The organism is Pseudomonas sp. TH41, from assembly GCF_016650695.1.
Classification (GTDB): domain Bacteria; phylum Pseudomonadota; class Gammaproteobacteria; order Pseudomonadales; family Pseudomonadaceae; genus Aquipseudomonas.
Window position 1 is genome coordinate 1,370,664 of sequence record NZ_JAEKFH010000003.1, and the last position, 14,772, is coordinate 1,385,435.

The window sequence follows — 14,772 nt, forward strand, 5'->3', positions numbered from 1 at the left end:
ATAAGGAAGTCGCTGCATGTTCAACGGTGATCTGAAAAAACACGCACTGGAGCAACTCGACAAGGCCCGCAACCGCTACCAACTAGTAGCCGCCGATGTCGAAAAGGGCTGTACAGAGCTGCACGGTGTACGTCACCACGCCAGCACTGACTTGATGGCCACGGTTGAGTCATTCGTCAGCCAACTAGCCAACTCACCGAAAGAATTCGATAAATCCTACGGCACCTTCAAGGCGGAGACCCAGTCGTTCTGCGGCCTCGTGAAAAAGCTCAACTTTGAAGCGGCCAACGTCGAGTTCGCCGCAGGCTCTTCGGCCGTCGCTGGCGTGGCTGCCGGGGTAGGTACCGCCGCTTTCGCACCCACTGCTGCAATGGCTGTTGCGACTACCTTCGGCACTGCGTCCACTGGCGCGGCAATTTCAGGGCTTTCCGGTGCGGCGGCTACAAACGCTGCACTTGCTTGGCTGGGCGGTGGCGCATTGGCGGCAGGTGGTGGAGGTATGACTGGCGGTTCGGCTCTGCTGGCCTTGGCCGGGCCTATTGGTTGGGGTATTGGTGGTGCTGCCATCATTGGCGGCGGACTGTACGCCCGTAGCAAAAACAAGAAGGTGGCCGAGGAAGCACAAGCCCATCGCTCAGAGATTGAAGCCTCTACCCGTACATTGGGCGTCGCCAAGGACTGGGTAACCCGGATGGTCGGCTCCACTCGACAACACGTCCAAGGCATGAGCGAGCTCCTGGGGGTGCTGATCCGCACTGCGCCAAGGGACTACCAGCAGTTCAATGGGGGGCAAAAGGAAATGCTCGGCGCCCTCATCAACCACATGAACTCGCTGGCCAAACTGCTGAACAAGGCTCCTGAATAATGGCCGGAGATAAAGGCGGTACCGTCCGCGACCAGATCAGCGCAGTACTGGTTGATCGTATCAACAGCATCCGCATCGATACTACCAACCAATTCCTCAACGCCCAGGACAGCGCGTTTCGGCATGCAATCGCGCAGATCGACAAGGTCAGAGTCTTTATTGGTTCGCCGGAAAAGATCCTGGGCAATCCTTCCACCAAGCACGGTGAAATTGCCGAACAGGTAGAAGTAGGCATTCGCAACGCCCGCTCCTTGCTTGAGCAGAAAGGCTTCGTGGCTACCTTCGAAGGCGTGGGTCGTACCGCCCCCGAAGACTACTTACTGAACGGCATCGCCGTTCAATCGAAGTTCATCAACGGCGCCAGCAAAGGCCTTGATCATGTGTTGGAGCACATGGACAAGTACAAGAACTTTGGGCGTGACGGTTCGTACTACCAAATCCCCAAGGATCAATACGAAACCATCACTGGCGTGATGAACGGTGACAACGGCCCACTAAATGAAAAGTCGGTCAGGGCCATCCTGGCCAAGGTCAAGGAAATTGAGCAAGCGTCCGGGCAGCCGTTTCAGAACGTGGTCAATCCCAGCATTCAAAATTACGCCGACCCTCAGCAGGGCAAAGTCGTCGAAACCCTGAACAACGAAGAAGCCCAATTAGCCGAACGCAACGACCAACGCAAGGAGCAGATCCTCACCGACAACGGACCATCGTTGGCCGGTGCCGCCCAGGCCGCCGCGATCGCCGGCGCTGTAGGTGGGGCGGTAGGCCTCACAACTTCGTTGTATGGCAAGTATAAGGACGGTAAAAACGTCTTCAAGGGCGACTTCACCGCCGATGACTGGGCAGACGTCGGCATCGACACAAGCAAAGCCGCAATCGGGGGCGCAATCGCAGGTGGATCAATCTACCTGATGACCAACTACGCCGACATGGCGGCCCCATTCGCTGGCGCGGTCGTCAGCGCGGCCAAAGGCGTGGGCACCCTGGTCGCGGACTATAACGCCGGCAAAATCGACTTCGATCAATTCGTCAGCCTGGGCACCGTTGTCTGCGCAGAGTCCGCCATCGTCGGCATCGCCACCGCCGCAGGCCAGGTACTCATCCCCATTCCCGTCATTGGCGCCGTGGTTGGCTCCGTCGCGGGCAAAATGCTCGCCGAGTTCCTCAAGAGCCAGTCTGCACATATCCAGGCAGAGATGGATTCGCGTATGAAGGAGTACCTCGGGAAGCTCGATCACCAATGCCAAGTGGTACTGGAAGAGATAATGGGGGAGTTTGATCGTCTGGGCGACCTCATGACGGCTGCGTTCGATGTTGACCGCAATACGAAGCTGATGCAGAGCAGCGTGGCTCTGGCACTGACGTTGGGTGTTTCTCCTGCGGTGCTGATCACCAGTCATGATGACCTTGATGCGTTTATGATGCTTTGAATGGTTGGGGAGTGTGCGCGAGACCTAAGACAAATAACGCACCGCATGCGCGGTGAGCGCATCGAGAAACCGGTTCACGGTGCTCTTTTGCTCGACGCCTTGGCGGGTAATGCAATGAAAGGCCGAACGATAGGCCAGCCGCTGCGGCATTATCGACCGAAGCCTGCCTCGCTCGACCCAGCTCGCTGCGTAGTGGGTGGGCAGGTAGCCGATGTAGGTGTCCGACAATATCAGCAGTGCAATGGCTTCCATGGAAAACGCACTGACTGCACTGGCGAACCTGAGCTCGCACGGTCGTTTGTTCTCTGCGACATAACCTCTATCGACATAGTCCGCCGCGCTTAACTGTTCAAACGTCAGGTGCTGATCCGAGCCCAGGAAAAACGGATGACCGCTGCCGCAATACAAATGCTGCTCTTCTTCGAACAACGCCTGATAGTGGAGCCCGGACAAACGATGGTGGAACGCGCCAATGGCGGCCTGGATGCGTTCTTCGAGGACCGCCTGTTCAAGCTCGTCGGGACGCATGACTTGCAAATCGATATGGACGTCGGGCTGCTCAGCGCGCAACTGGGCAATGGCCGCGGGTACAGGGCTGTGTTCAAGGGTAATCAGGCTGTCGACCGTGCCGATGCGCAGCAACTCCCGATGACGCCCGCTGAGCACTGCGGTGCGTTGACGGAAATGGCCGATGTTGGAGAATAGCTCTTGGGCCGCGGCGTAAGTTTCTTCACCTTCTTCAGTCAACTGGAAACCGCTTTTCCCGCGCTTGCACAATGAGTAGCCAAGCCTGACCTCAAGGTCTCGAACGAGCACGCTGAGGCGCGACAAGCTGGTGTTCAACGGGACCTGTGCGGCCGTAAAGCCTCCAGCATCCACGATGGCGCAGAAAATCCGCAGCATGCGCAGATCCACATCCGTCAAATTCACCAGCATGCAGCCCGCTCCTCGTTTTTGTCGGCCCGATCGCCATCAGCCATTCATCACGCCGCCGCCATTAACACCCAGTATCTGCCCGGTCATGAAACTGGCCTTCTCCGAGGCGAGGAACACCACCGCGGCCGCCACTTCTTCCGCCGTTCCGAGCCGCAGCATAGGGTAACGTAACGCTTCTTCGCGAATATAAGCCTCACCCAAACGTTCGACCATCGGCGTCAATGTGCCACCGGGAGCGACCCCGTTTACCCGTACACCCTGAACCGCCAACTCTCGCGCCAATGACTTGGTCAGCGCAATGATTCCACCTTTGGCAGCCGAGTAATGGCAGAGATTAGCGCACCCTAGTTGCCCGAGGTCAGAGGCGATATTGACGATGGCCCCACTGCCCTGGCGTGTCATCAAGGTCGCCGCCGGCTTGCAAAACAGGAACGCACCATAGAGATGAACACGGATCATCCGATCCCAAGCCTCGAAACTGAGCTCGGTCAGCGGCGCCTCCTGCAAGAACCCCGCGTTATTGACCAACACATCCAGGCGGTCCAGCCCGGCAAATGCGCGTTCTGCCGTCGCAGGGTCCGACACATCGCCCACGGCAAGACGCACCTCCACGCCCCGCGCCTTCAGCTCATTGGCCAAGGCCAGCAGCGCAGGACTTTCCTGCAGGTCGTTGAGGACAGCGAGACTGCCGCGCTCACCGAGTGCGCGCGCGACTGCACGGCCGATTCCTTGGGCAGCACCGGTGACTAGATAGGTTTTCATGAGTGACCTCAGTTTTCCGATAACTTAGTAAGGATGCTGTTCCAGCCACTGCGCATACGTGGCAATGCCTTCGTGCAGATCAAATTGGGGGCAGTAGCCCAGTTGTTCGCCTGCCGCAGAAATGTCGAAGCGCGCATTTTCATCCAGCACGTTCAATGTCCCGGGGCCGATACTGAGCTGGGCATGGGGATAGACCTTGCGAACCCGGGCCGCGACCGCCCGGTAGCTGTCCTGCTCGCCGGCCGTCACATTGAACACCCGCTGGCGCAACCGCTCTTCCTGAACGGTGGCAGCCAGCAGGCAAGCGTGGGCAACGTCCACGACATGTACGTACTGAAAGGGGTAGTCGCCCCCTTCTTCCTCATGCCACGGCTCGTTGTCGATTGCGCTTCTGAGCATGCTCTTGAGGTAGCACTGCATGAACTGGCCAGGCCCATAGATCCAGCCCGGGCGCAGGGAAACCACGCTGACCTGGTACAGGTCGCTGTAAACCTGGCCCAGCTTTTCTGTGAACACTTTGGTACAGCCATAGGGCGTGGTCGGTTCAAGGGGAGCTCGCTCATCGATCACGTCCATTTCCCGGTTGGGTCCATAGGCGCATTCGGAACTGAGGTTGACCACCCGAGGGATACCACTGAGCCGGGCGCACTCAAACACATGGGTGGTGCCCAGTGCATTGGTCAGCACCGTCTGCAGGGGAATACGCCGCGAGTCCACCGGGTGCGAGATCGCCGCGGTGTGAATGATCGCGTCGACCGGACGGCTCCGACAGCTCTCCAGCAAACTCGCCAGGTCAGCCAGATCGCCTTGTACATAACGATAAGCAGCGTGCTCAATGGCGCACACCAGGCTGCGGTCGTAGCCCACCACTTCATTGCCCTGAGCCAGTAACTGCCGCACCACTTCCTGGCCAAGAAATCCGTTGGCCCCGGTTACCAGTATGTTCATGATCCGTCCTCAATAAGGATGCAGCGGCAGTGTCAAATCGCCCGCCTGCCAGCGTGAGTAGACATCGTCAGGCGTGCAGATCCAGACATCGTCATAGCGTTGAACCTGTTGGATCAGCCGCTCAAGCATCGCGATGCGTGACGCACGGCCGATCAATTGCGGGTGCATGGTCAGGATGAAATGGCTGCCGTAGTGACGCATCCCTTCCAGCTCCGCCGACCAGAGTCGAAAGACCTTTTCCGGGTCTTCGATCACACTGCCCACCGCAGGCTCTACCGAATAAGCGAACTGCTCCCAATCGTCCAGTAACCAACTGACGGGCAACTCCAGCAGGCTCCTTTCGGTGCTACCGACGCGGTACGGCCGGTCATCGCCCATCAGGCTGCTGTCACTGTGAAAGCCCAGGGCAGCGAGCGAGTCAATGACGTCCGGGGTCAGCTCCCATAACGGGGCGCGGTAATGGGTGACCGGACGATCGATGGTGGCTTCGAGTAGCGCCTTGGAGTCTTTGAGAATCTGCAGGTTTTGCTCGGGCGTCTGCTCATCAACGCGCTCATGGAAGTAACCGTGGCAGCCAATCCCGTGGCCGGCAGCGGCAATGCTGCGAACCACCTCGGGGTCGATTTCGGCCACCCGCGCGGGGATATAGAACTGCGCCCGAATACCGTAGCGGGCCAGCAACTCCAACAGGCGTGGTACCCCGACACGGCGGCCGTAGGCGCCCATCGACAGCAAAGAGAGCCGGCGCCCGGAGAGGCTTGATGGCTCCCAGGCGCTTTCTGCATCCAGGTCAAAACTCAAGGTCACGGCAAAGCGTTTGTTCTCAGGCCAGGCAGTCATCAATACGATTCCTTCTACGAGCGACGCTTGATTGAGTCGGCGAGGATGCACAGCAACTCGAACATCATGGTCGCGCCCACCAACGCCGTGGCCCCGCCCACGTCAAAGGGCGGCGAAACCTCCACCACATCGGCGCCGACCAGGTTCAGGCCTTGCAGGCCGCGGATCAGTTGCTGCGCCTGCAGCGTAGTGATGCCACCGATCTCGGGTGTGCCAGTCCCCGGGGCAAACGCCGGGTCCAGGACATCGACATCGAAGGTGACATAGGTCGGCTCGTCGCCCACGATGCGTCGCGCCTCGGCAATCGTTGCGGCAACGCCGATGTCGGCGAACTCCTCCATATGGATCACACGGATTCCACAGTCCTTGGCGAAGTCTTCGTCTTCTGCCGAATAGATCGAACCGCGAATACCGATCTGTACCGTGCGTTTAGGGTCCAACAACCCCTCCTCGATCGCGCGGCGAAAGGGCGTGCCATGGGTGTAGAGGTTGTCGCCGAAGTAACGGTCATTCGTGTCGGAGTGGGCATCGAAATGGACCATGCCGATGGGTCGGTCCCGGGCGATGGCGCGAAAGATCGGCAGGGTCACCAGATGATCGCCACCGACGGACAACGGCACCGTACCGACCTCATGGACCTGTCGATAGAACGCTTCGATGCGCTTGAGCGAGTCGAGCAGATCAATCGGGTTGACCGGCGCGTCGCCCAGGTCGCCGACCCGCACCAGGTCGTATGGCGCGATATGGCTGACGTGGTGAACCTTGCGCATCATGCTCGACTGGTTACGCACCTCGCGTGGGCCATGCCGGGCGCCTGCACGGTTGGTGGTGCCGCCGTCCCAGGGGATGCCCAGCAAGGCGATTTGCACGTCGGCCGGATCAGTGAATATGGGCAGGCGCATAAAGCTCGGGATGCCTGCAAAACGTGGGATGACGGAGGCATCCAGAGGTTGCGGGAAATCATTGGCCATCAAGATTACTCCTGGCTATCAGCAGGTGAATTGAAGATAAAGAAGGGATGTTCAGGACCGCATTCACGCCTTCGCCGGCATCGCACCGACACCTCTACGGCGGCGTTTACCCGAGAGCACGATCAGCACGCCGCTCACCAGCGACAGCGCTCCCAAATACCAGGCGGTATAGAGATCGTCCGGGGAGACCGGGTTGGCCCCTGCGGTGTAACCGATGTAGGCGAGTACAAAGAGCGCCAGCAATGCGGGGATCGAAAGCAGTGTTGCGGTGAGCGCCTTGTGTTGCTTCCAGGTCATGACCATGAATGCCGCCAGCGCCGAGATGTAGGACATCACCAGGGTGATGGTGACCACGTCGTAATACCAAACGATCTTGTCCAGCGGCTTCCACCAGAGCAACGCGATGCCGGCGAGCGACACCAGGCCCAGGGTGAACCACGGCGCCTTGAAGCGGTTGACGGCGCTGAAGGCGCCCGGAAGGTGCCCCTCTTCACTCATCCGATACAGCGTGCGCGCCGACGAATTGGAAGAAATCTGCAGGCCGGCGCACGCCGAAGTAATCACCACGAACAGCGCGAGCCAGGCCATGGCCGGTGGCAGGTAGACATTGGCGACCGCGGCGATAGGCCCTCCGTTGCCGTTTTCAACAATGGCAGCCAGTTGCTCCACTGGAACAGCGTATTGCCAGCCGATGGCAGCCAGGCTGTAAATAACGAATGCCGAAGTCAGAACGATCAACAGCGAACGTTGCACGGTGCGAACCGGCACGCGCGCCTCTTCGATGTAATTGATGGCCGAATCGAAATTCGCCAGCATCCACACACCAAACAGCACCCCCGGGCCAATCGCGGCAAGACCACCGGCACCTTGCAGCGAATACATTGAGGTCAGCGACAGGTTCTCGACCTGCGGATGGATCAGCCCCATGAACCCCAGCCCGGCGACCACGGCAATCTCGAACACCAGAAAGGTGCTGGCGAGTTTCGCGGTCACGCCGACACCGCGCACCGACACCGCAAAGAAGGTCACGATCAGCAAGGTACCGATGATCTTCGCGTTGAGTTCGCCGGCGAGCGAAGGCATCAGCGCCTGGATGTATTCGGAGCCGATCAACGCACACATGGGCGTTACCGCGATGCAGGCAACGGCATAGGTCCAGCCCAGAATGCAGCCGATATCCGGATGCAGGAAACGCGAACAAAAGGTAAAGATGCCCCCCGCCGAAGGTGCCTGGCGCGTCAGCGAAACCATGCACACGGCCAGCACCAGCATAGGGAAAAAGAACGCAATCAAGATCGCCAGGGGTGCCTGATGGCCGGAAATCGAATAGAGGATCGACATCGACGAGGCGGCCACCCAGGCCGGTGCGTTGAACCCCAACGCTGAAAAACTGACGTCCTTGGTGTTGAGCTTTCCTTTATTGAGCGCGGTATCGAGCTCACTGACTACACCGTGACGGTCGTAACCGAAAAGTTCGTAGAGTTTCATGTTTGTTCCCAGGCTCGTTTTTTATTGGCAGGTAGCGAAAACGCTTCTTGTAGGACAGAGCACTTGAGCAACACCCGCTGTTTAGCGGGCGTTAACGCCAATTCAAGATAGGGGACGGGCTACGCGGCACCAATTACCAAAGACAAAAGCTAACTTGCGCAAAACAGTACGGATGCAGGCGCGACTTCGCTGCGGCTGCTGGTCCGGTAGCCGGACAGTGCAGCACTGAGGCGAGGTCGATCTGTTGGGGATCACTCAGTGAGGTGACAGGAATCGAGTCCTGGTGTGCGGCCTCCAAATGGAGACTTGTTGGGAGCTGTAGTCGCCCACCGCAAAATGAACGCTACCTGAAAGTCAGTGCAAATGGCGCCGCCGCTTGTTGAATCGCACTGAAAACATGAGGCGCCTGCTCCCGATGTTGGGGATACCGTTCAAGCACCACTTCGAGTGCCGCCAACAATCTCTGAATACGCGCCTTCGGCTGTTCGATTTCACACGTCTGTGCAAACTCCAGCAACCCTTGCCGCGAGGCGAACATCGACTTGCTCCCTGTCAGGTCCAGCGCCAAAACATCCTCAGGAATGTAAGCCGTGGTGTTGACGATGTCGTAGGCCGGCGCCAGGCGCGCATCACGTTGCGTAGGCTCGGAGTACAGCAAACCAAAGTTTTTCAAATGAGCGTCGCCATTTCCGACGATGCAGCTCAGGGCAACGCTATCGAAGAGTTGCTCAAGTGAAGATCGCAGATGTTTTGCAGGGCAATACAGTCGAACCGCCTTGGCGATGGCTGCGTAACTTTTGCTGTATTTCTGATCGGCCGAAAGCCCCATCAGCGCTGCCATGTCCTCGAAGCCAATCGGGTTGAGCTGATCGTCTCGATCGAACCGACGCATGACAAACAGCTTGGCATTATCGGAAAGGTAAAACTCTGGAACGGGAATTCCCGACTCCTTGGCAATGGACATGCAAAGGAACTCGTTGATCGCCAAACCGGGAAACTCGTCCCGGCCACTTTTGATGATCAAGTCCGAGGTTTTTGAGATCACTCGTGGTAACTCGGCGCCCTGATGTTCTGGCACCAGCACCTTCGGTTGGACACCCGAAATGCCGGCCCGCAAGATGTATCGATCAAGAAGACCAGCGAAGATATCTTCCGTACCGTCCCAAGTCAGAATCTCTTCGAGCTTTTCTCCTGGAAACTGTTGCTCCCCAAGCAATGCATCAACCGTTTCGGAGCGTACCTGAACCCTGCCAATGGGCGAACTGCTGCCAGACAGCGCAAGGAGTAGCATCGGATCGACGTTTACGATTTTTGCCAAGCGATTACGTAGCTGCTCCAGCACATAGCCTTCGGGCAGATTCATCTGAAAAACAGGGTGCAGTTCTCGCCGACGAAATTCGTCAGCCCGCACCGGCATCGACAGGCTGATGGCCATGTTGGGCGATGCATCTTCGTGATAGCGGAAAATGAATTCCTCGGCGCCAGTGAGGATCCGGCCGCTGGCGCCCTCTGGCGTGCTGACTTTGAGGGAGGTCCTTTTCATTCGAACAATGCCCCAAGCTCTTCAAGGGTCGGCATGGTCGCCGGAATGACAGCGAACTCGCAATCCAAAGCGCCCAGGACTCGTGCATAAGCGATCATGGCGACGGTCAGGGTGCCCTTCTCCACAGCAATGACTTTCTGCCGAGTCAACCCGGCGAGTTCGGCAAGACTTGCTTGCGTTAAGCCGCGATTGATACGCCGCTCACGTATTTGGTGACCGAGGCGGGAGAGTAGCAGGGCGTAATCCATGTTCTGTTTCCGTGACATTTATAAATAAATGTATCGCAGACAGGACATTATAGCGAACCCGGCTCGTTCGTCCGCCAAAATCCTTTTCCCTCCCAAGCCTCGTCCACCCCCGCAAAGCCCTTCTACACTCAACCCGCACCCTGCCTAAAACACCCACCAAACGAGCCCTCATGACAATCCTCAACGAACGCTTGAAGCAAGGCAAGGATGCTCGCAAGCACTGCTCCCGCAGCGCGCAGGCGTCCGTTGGCAAAATAAATCGCGACCCGCTGCCGCTGATCAAAGCGTCGAGTGAAGGCCGCATCAAGTCGCTGGTCGAGCTGCGCTATGGGCGCATGCTGGTGTCGCCGTTTACCTTCTATCGCGGCAACGCGCTGCTGCAAGCCCACGATCTGTCGGGTACGCAGAACATGGGGTTGGTTGCGCCGATCTGTGGTGACAGTCACTTGATGAATTTTGGTGGGTTTGCCACGCCGGAACGCAATCTGTTGTTCAGCCTCAATGATTTCGACGAAGCCCATCCCGGGCCTTGGGAATGGGACTTGAAACGGCTGGTGGCGAGTTTCGGGGTGGCCGCGCGCGACCTGCGCCATGGCGAGACGGTCGAAGAAACGGTCTGCCGCCAAGTGGTCGGCGCCTACCAGAAGACCATGCTCGAGTGCGCCGAACAAAGCACGCTGGACACCTGGTACGAATCCATCAGTTATGACGATCTGCTGGAGCAGGCGCGCAAAAGCACGCTGGAACATGTCGAGCGCGCCATAGAGAAAGCCGAACGGCGCACCCATGCCGAATTGCTGCCGAAAATCAGTGAGCGTGATGCCCAAGGCCGTCTGATTATTCGTGATGACCTGCCGGAAATTTTCCACCTGCACAAAAACACCACGTTGCTGGATGCCGACGATGACTGGCTACGTCTCTCGGACTGGCGGCCGCTCTATGACACATTCATGCGCGACTATCGAGCCACGCTGCAAGCCGATCGCCGAGACCTGTTGTCGCGTTTTCATGTCCATGACCTGGCGTTCAAAGTGGTGGGTGTCGGCAGTGTTGGCACGCGTTGCATGGTGGCCCTGCTGACCGATGAACAAGAGTTCCCGTTGTTCCTGCAATTCAAGGAAGCACGGCGCTCGGTACTCGCCAATTACGTGAAGACAAAACCAGGGGTGCGCCACAACGGTCAACGCGTGGTCGAAGGCCAGCGGTTGATGCAATCGGCCAGCGACCTGTTCCTGGGATGGACCACCGGGCCTGGCGGACGTCAATTCTATGTGCGTCAGCTGCGCGACATGAAAATCTCCGCCGAACTCGAAAACTTCGACGCCGAAACCTTCGCCGCCTACGGACGCGTCTGTGGCCGCGCGCTGGCCAGCGCCCATGCCAAATCGTCGGGGTGTGCCGCGCAGATCAGCGGCTACATCGGCAAGGGCGACGCGCTGGCGGATGCGTTGTTCAAGTACGCGCAAAGCTACACCGAACAGAATGAGCGCGACTTCGAACGATTCCAGATGGCCTGCCGCAAGGGTCGTTTGCGGGCGCGTTCGGAAGCCGACTTTGCGGCGGATCATTTGCCGTAGCGAGTGGCGGCGCCGGAGACGGGCCCTCACCTATATAAATTTTTCTTCACCCCACGGCCCCGCGCCAACCGGTACATTGCGCTCGCTCATTCAAGAAACTACGGTTTGCCCGCCCTCCCGCGGGCTTTTTTTTGCCTGTTTTGTTGCCCATCTGACGCAAATCTCTCTCAACGCCCTCATAGGGTGTACCATCAAAGACTGTCCATCAGATATCAGTTAGCCATGTCCACGCCAAGCGAAGAGAGCCGCCGGATCGTAGCTTCTCTGATCCACCGCGTCGGCCCCAACGCTGACATTGCCAAGACCGCTCACGCGATTGTTGCAACCGTGCAGGAGATGGACACAGCCCTTACGCCCATTATCGGCCACCAAGGGGTTGCCGCGCTTTATCGCCGCAGTGTCCACCTGTGTGTCTCCACTCATCCACGTTTGGCCGGCACCTATGACCGTGTGCAGGCCGCCATGGACCTGACCGTCCTCACCTCCGTACTCGTTGAGCAAAGCGAAGCCGATGCGCTGTTTTTCGGTGAAGTATTGCTGACCACCTTCTACGAGTTGCTGACCACGCTGATCGGGCCCTTGCTCACCGCACGTTTGCTTCGTAGCGTGTGGGAACCTTCTTTGAGCGACACCCCTTCGCAGGAAATTTCGCCATGAGCACCAAAGTGACTATCAACCGCCTGGCCACCGGTGTGCCAGGACTGGACGAGGTGCTGGGCGGAGGATTGCCGGAATTTTCGTTCAACCTGATCGCGGGCCCCCCAGGCTGCGGCAAAACCACCCTCGCTCATCAGATGATGTTCGCTCTGGCGACGCCCGAACGCCCGGCGCTGTTCTTTACCGTGCTCGGTGAGCCACCGCTGAAGATGCTGCGTTATCAGCAGCAATTCGACTTCTTCGACAGCGAAGCGATCAACCACTCGATTCGTTACGTCAACCTGGCCGACGATACCCTGGCCGGAAATCTGGACGAAGTGCTGCGGCGCATCGTCAGCGAGGTCGAGGCCCACTCCCCGGCGCTGGTGTTTGTCGACTCGTTCCGTTCGGTGGTGCTGGCCAGCCAGACCCAGGACAACCCGAACAACAACCTGCCGCAGTTCGTTCAGCAACTGGGCATGTTGATGACCACCTGGCAGGCGACGACCTTCCTGATTGGCGAATATTTTACGGAAACCGACACCAACCCGATTTTCACCGTGGCCGACGGCCTGATCTGGCTGCGGCAAAGCGTTCAGCGCAATTCCATGGTGCGCAAGATGGAAATCATGAAGATGCGCGGCCAGCCAACGCTGCCAGGGCTGCACACCTTCCGCATCGCCACGTCGGGGATCAAGGTGTTTGCGCCCGCCTCGCTCAACCCGGTTGAAGCGCCGCTGGAGTTCCCCATCAAACGCCTGAAAATGGGCGTGCCGCAGCTCGACGACATGCTCGGTGGCGGTCTGCCCCGGGGTTACTCCTTGCTAGTGGCCGGGCCGTCGGGTTCCGGCAAGAGCATTCTGGCCGCGACCTTCCTCGCTGAAGGCGCGCGCAATGGCGAAACCGGCGTGATCGCGGTGTTCGAGCAACGGCCTAATCACTCCCAGAACGCCACCCTTGCTGGCCTGATCCAGAGCGGACAGGTTGGTCTGGTAGACAGCCGCGCCCCGGACCTGTCCATCGACGAGATCGTGCAGTTGCTGTTGAGCGAGATCACCCGATTGAAAGCCACCCGCTTGGTGATCGACTCACTATCGGGTTTCGAACTGGCGCTGGCGCCGACCTTCCGCGAAGACTTCCGCGAGTCGCTGTCGCGTATGGTCACTGCCCTGACCAGCGCAGGGGTCAGCGTGTTGATGACCTCGGAGCTGGAAGACCGCTACAGCGATCTGCGCTTCAGCCCTTATGGCACGGCGTTTCTCACCGACGCGATCATCGTCCAGCGCTACATTGAAGTGCAAAGCCGCCTATTGCGCATCATGGCCGTGGTCAAAGTCCGGGCCAGCGCCCACTCCGATGAATTACGCCTGTACAGCATCGACGATAAAGGCTTGCAGATCGGCGAAATGCTGCCGAACCAGGAAGGTCTGCTCGGAGGTCGGCCTACCCGGCGCCGTATGGACAATGATGAGGGATGAGCAAAAATCATGAATGAGGCCAATGGCAAGAACGAGCAAGTGATGGCCACGGCCGCTCGCGAACTGTTCCTGCTCGGCCAGAAAACCGTTGAGGCGCGCGCCGTGTTGGCGGCGTTGCAAAAAGAGCTGAACGACGCCAACACCCAGCTCGCCGACAGCCAGCAAGTCGAACAACTGATCGAGGCCAATCAGCAATTGGTCCTGGCGATTCTGTTGGCGCAGTCTGATGCGGAAAAACCCAAGCGCTCCATGGAAGAACAGCAGCGCTACCTGGAGATGCGCGAAGCCAACGAACAATTGGTCCTTGCCGTCCTCAGTGCGCAACATTTGCAAGCCTCGGCCGAGCACAGCCTGGCGGAGCAACGAAACATCCTCACGCTGGTGGCCCACGAACTGCGCAACCCGCTGACGCCGATCAGCATGATCGCCGGTCGACTGGTGCGGGTGCCCCGCGAAGAACTGCCGAGAATGCAGGCGCTGATCGAAAGCCAGGTGCAGCATATGTCGCGGCTGGTGGACGACTTGCTCGACGTCTCCCGCGCCAGCACCGGCAAGTTGCGACTGGATTGCCGCAGCGTGGACATGGTGCAGATCATTCATCAGGCCATCGACGTTTGCAGCCCGTTAATGACGGCGCACCATTTGCACTTCACCGCCGAGCTGCCCGAGTGCTCGCTCGCGGTGAACGGTGATCCGGTGCGCCTCACGCAGATTCTCGGCAACCTGCTGGGCAATGCGGCCAAATACACACCGGCGGGCGGCACGGTCACGCTTTCGGTCACCGCCGAAGCCGATCTGCTGGAGATGAGCATCTGCGATAGCGGCATCGGTATATCCGCCAAGGCGCTACCGTTTATCTTCGAGCCGTTTGTGCAGGATGTTCACGCGGTCGGCTTCAACGGTGCCGGCCTCGGCATCGGCCTGACGGTCGTGCGAGAATTGGTCGAGGCCCATGACGGCACGGTGATCGGCATGAGCGACGGTGACGGCAAAGGCAGTACCTTTATCGTGACCCTGCCGTTGGCCGTTTGAATTTTTCGCATGGTATTC

Annotated in this window: 14 protein-coding genes; 6 read left to right on the plus strand and 8 right to left on the minus strand. The window is 58.9% G+C overall.

The genetic code is table 11. From position 1 onward, the window contains the following. Window positions 1–16 precede the first annotated feature (16 nt). Both JFU37_RS09005 and JFU37_RS09010 read left to right on the plus strand, forming a co-directional pair. Window positions 17–865 (plus strand): hypothetical protein, encoded by an 849-nt coding sequence (locus JFU37_RS09005; protein WP_201116526.1) that lies wholly within the window; start codon window positions 17–19, stop codon window positions 863–865. Next, a complete protein-coding gene (locus JFU37_RS09010) occupies window positions 865–2,295 on the plus strand; it encodes a hypothetical protein (RefSeq protein ID WP_201114963.1) in 1,431 nt (476 codons plus the stop codon). The genes JFU37_RS09005 and JFU37_RS09010 overlap by 1 nt, the downstream gene beginning before the upstream one ends. Window positions 2,296–2,319: 24 nt before the next feature. On the opposite strand, the gene JFU37_RS09015 is transcribed toward JFU37_RS09010, so the two are convergent. From JFU37_RS09015 to JFU37_RS09050, 8 genes are all read right to left on the minus strand, one after another. After that, window positions 2,320–3,231 carry a LysR family transcriptional regulator gene (locus JFU37_RS09015; RefSeq protein ID WP_201114964.1) on the minus strand — a complete coding sequence of 304 codons (912 nt, stop codon included), beginning with the start codon at window positions 3,229–3,231 and terminating at the stop codon, window positions 2,320–2,322. Between the two features lie 36 nt (window positions 3,232–3,267). Beyond that, on the minus strand, window positions 3,268–3,993 hold the full coding sequence (locus JFU37_RS09020) for an SDR family NAD(P)-dependent oxidoreductase (RefSeq protein WP_201114965.1): 726 nt from the start codon (window positions 3,991–3,993) through the stop codon (window positions 3,268–3,270). Between the two features lie 24 nt (window positions 3,994–4,017). Continuing rightward, window positions 4,018–4,941, minus strand: coding sequence for an NAD-dependent epimerase/dehydratase family protein (locus JFU37_RS09025; protein ID WP_201114966.1), 924 nt, complete (start codon window positions 4,939–4,941; stop codon window positions 4,018–4,020). Between the two features lie 9 nt (window positions 4,942–4,950). Further along, window positions 4,951–5,781, minus strand: coding sequence for a polysaccharide deacetylase family protein (locus JFU37_RS09030; protein WP_201114967.1), 831 nt, complete (start codon window positions 5,779–5,781; stop codon window positions 4,951–4,953). Window positions 5,782–5,795: 14 nt separating this feature from the next. Then, window positions 5,796–6,752 (minus strand): agmatinase, encoded by a 957-nt coding sequence (gene speB / locus JFU37_RS09035; protein WP_201114968.1) that lies wholly within the window; start codon window positions 6,750–6,752, stop codon window positions 5,796–5,798. 63 nt (window positions 6,753–6,815) lie between these two features. Further along, a complete protein-coding gene (locus tag JFU37_RS09040; RefSeq protein ID WP_201114969.1) occupies window positions 6,816–8,240 on the minus strand; it encodes an APC family permease in 1,425 nt (474 codons plus the stop codon). A 343-nt stretch (window positions 8,241–8,583) separates the two neighbouring features. Beyond that, window positions 8,584–9,783 (minus strand): type II toxin-antitoxin system HipA family toxin, encoded by a 1,200-nt coding sequence (locus JFU37_RS09045; RefSeq protein ID WP_201114970.1) that lies wholly within the window; start codon window positions 9,781–9,783, stop codon window positions 8,584–8,586. Continuing rightward, window positions 9,780–10,031 carry a helix-turn-helix transcriptional regulator gene (locus JFU37_RS09050; RefSeq protein ID WP_201114971.1) on the minus strand — a complete coding sequence of 84 codons (252 nt, stop codon included), beginning with the start codon at window positions 10,029–10,031 and terminating at the stop codon, window positions 9,780–9,782. Before JFU37_RS09050 ends, JFU37_RS09045 begins: the two co-directional genes overlap by 4 nt. Before the next feature lie 170 nt (window positions 10,032–10,201). Between JFU37_RS09050 and JFU37_RS09055 the strand changes: the two genes are divergently transcribed. The 4 genes from JFU37_RS09055 (at window position 10,202) to JFU37_RS09070 (ending at window position 14,754) form a co-directional block, all read left to right on the plus strand. Then, the gene (locus JFU37_RS09055; RefSeq protein WP_201114972.1) at window positions 10,202–11,608 is read left to right on the plus strand and encodes a DUF2252 domain-containing protein; all 1,407 of its coding nucleotides are present in this window, start codon (window positions 10,202–10,204) and stop codon (window positions 11,606–11,608) included. Window positions 11,609–11,830: 222 nt separating this feature from the next. Beyond that, entirely contained in the window at window positions 11,831–12,265 is a 435-nt protein-coding gene (locus JFU37_RS09060) for a hypothetical protein (protein WP_242485721.1), read from the plus strand. Continuing rightward, window positions 12,262–13,722, plus strand: coding sequence for an ATPase domain-containing protein (locus JFU37_RS09065; RefSeq protein WP_201114973.1), 1,461 nt, complete (start codon window positions 12,262–12,264; stop codon window positions 13,720–13,722). Before JFU37_RS09060 ends, JFU37_RS09065 begins: the two co-directional genes overlap by 4 nt. Before the next feature lie 9 nt (window positions 13,723–13,731). Then, a complete protein-coding gene (locus JFU37_RS09070) occupies window positions 13,732–14,754 on the plus strand; it encodes a sensor histidine kinase (protein WP_201114974.1) in 1,023 nt (340 codons plus the stop codon). Window positions 14,755–14,772: the final 18 nt, after the last annotated feature.

Bases quoted from the DNA above. Each gene is read 5' to 3' on its own strand.
- JFU37_RS09020 (WP_201114965.1), bottom strand. From the start codon at position 3,993: ATGAAAACCTATCTAGTCACCGGTGCTGCCCAAGGAATCGGCCGTGCA.
- JFU37_RS09015 (WP_201114964.1), bottom strand. From the start codon at position 3,231: ATGCTGGTGAATTTGACGGATGTGGATCTGCGCATGCTGCGGATTTTC.
- JFU37_RS09010 (WP_201114963.1), top strand. From the start codon at position 865: ATGGCCGGAGATAAAGGCGGTACCGTCCGCGACCAGATCAGCGCAGTA.
- JFU37_RS09055 (WP_201114972.1), top strand. From the start codon at position 10,202: ATGACAATCCTCAACGAACGCTTGAAGCAAGGCAAGGATGCTCGCAAG.
- JFU37_RS09050 (WP_201114971.1), bottom strand. From the start codon at position 10,031: ATGGATTACGCCCTGCTACTCTCCCGCCTCGGTCACCAAATACGTGAG.
- JFU37_RS09045 (WP_201114970.1), bottom strand. From the start codon at position 9,783: ATGAAAAGGACCTCCCTCAAAGTCAGCACGCCAGAGGGCGCCAGCGGC.
- JFU37_RS09070 (WP_201114974.1), top strand. From the start codon at position 13,732: ATGAATGAGGCCAATGGCAAGAACGAGCAAGTGATGGCCACGGCCGCT.
- JFU37_RS09040 (WP_201114969.1), bottom strand. From the start codon at position 8,240: ATGAAACTCTACGAACTTTTCGGTTACGACCGTCACGGTGTAGTCAGT.
- JFU37_RS09025 (WP_201114966.1), bottom strand. From the start codon at position 4,941: ATGAACATACTGGTAACCGGGGCCAACGGATTTCTTGGCCAGGAAGTG.
- speB (WP_201114968.1), bottom strand. From the start codon at position 6,752: ATGGCCAATGATTTCCCGCAACCTCTGGATGCCTCCGTCATCCCACGT.
- JFU37_RS09060 (WP_242485721.1), top strand. From the start codon at position 11,831: ATGTCCACGCCAAGCGAAGAGAGCCGCCGGATCGTAGCTTCTCTGATC.
- JFU37_RS09030 (WP_201114967.1), bottom strand. From the start codon at position 5,781: ATGACTGCCTGGCCTGAGAACAAACGCTTTGCCGTGACCTTGAGTTTT.
- JFU37_RS09065 (WP_201114973.1), top strand. From the start codon at position 12,262: ATGAGCACCAAAGTGACTATCAACCGCCTGGCCACCGGTGTGCCAGGA.
- JFU37_RS09005 (WP_201116526.1), top strand. From the start codon at position 17: ATGTTCAACGGTGATCTGAAAAAACACGCACTGGAGCAACTCGACAAG.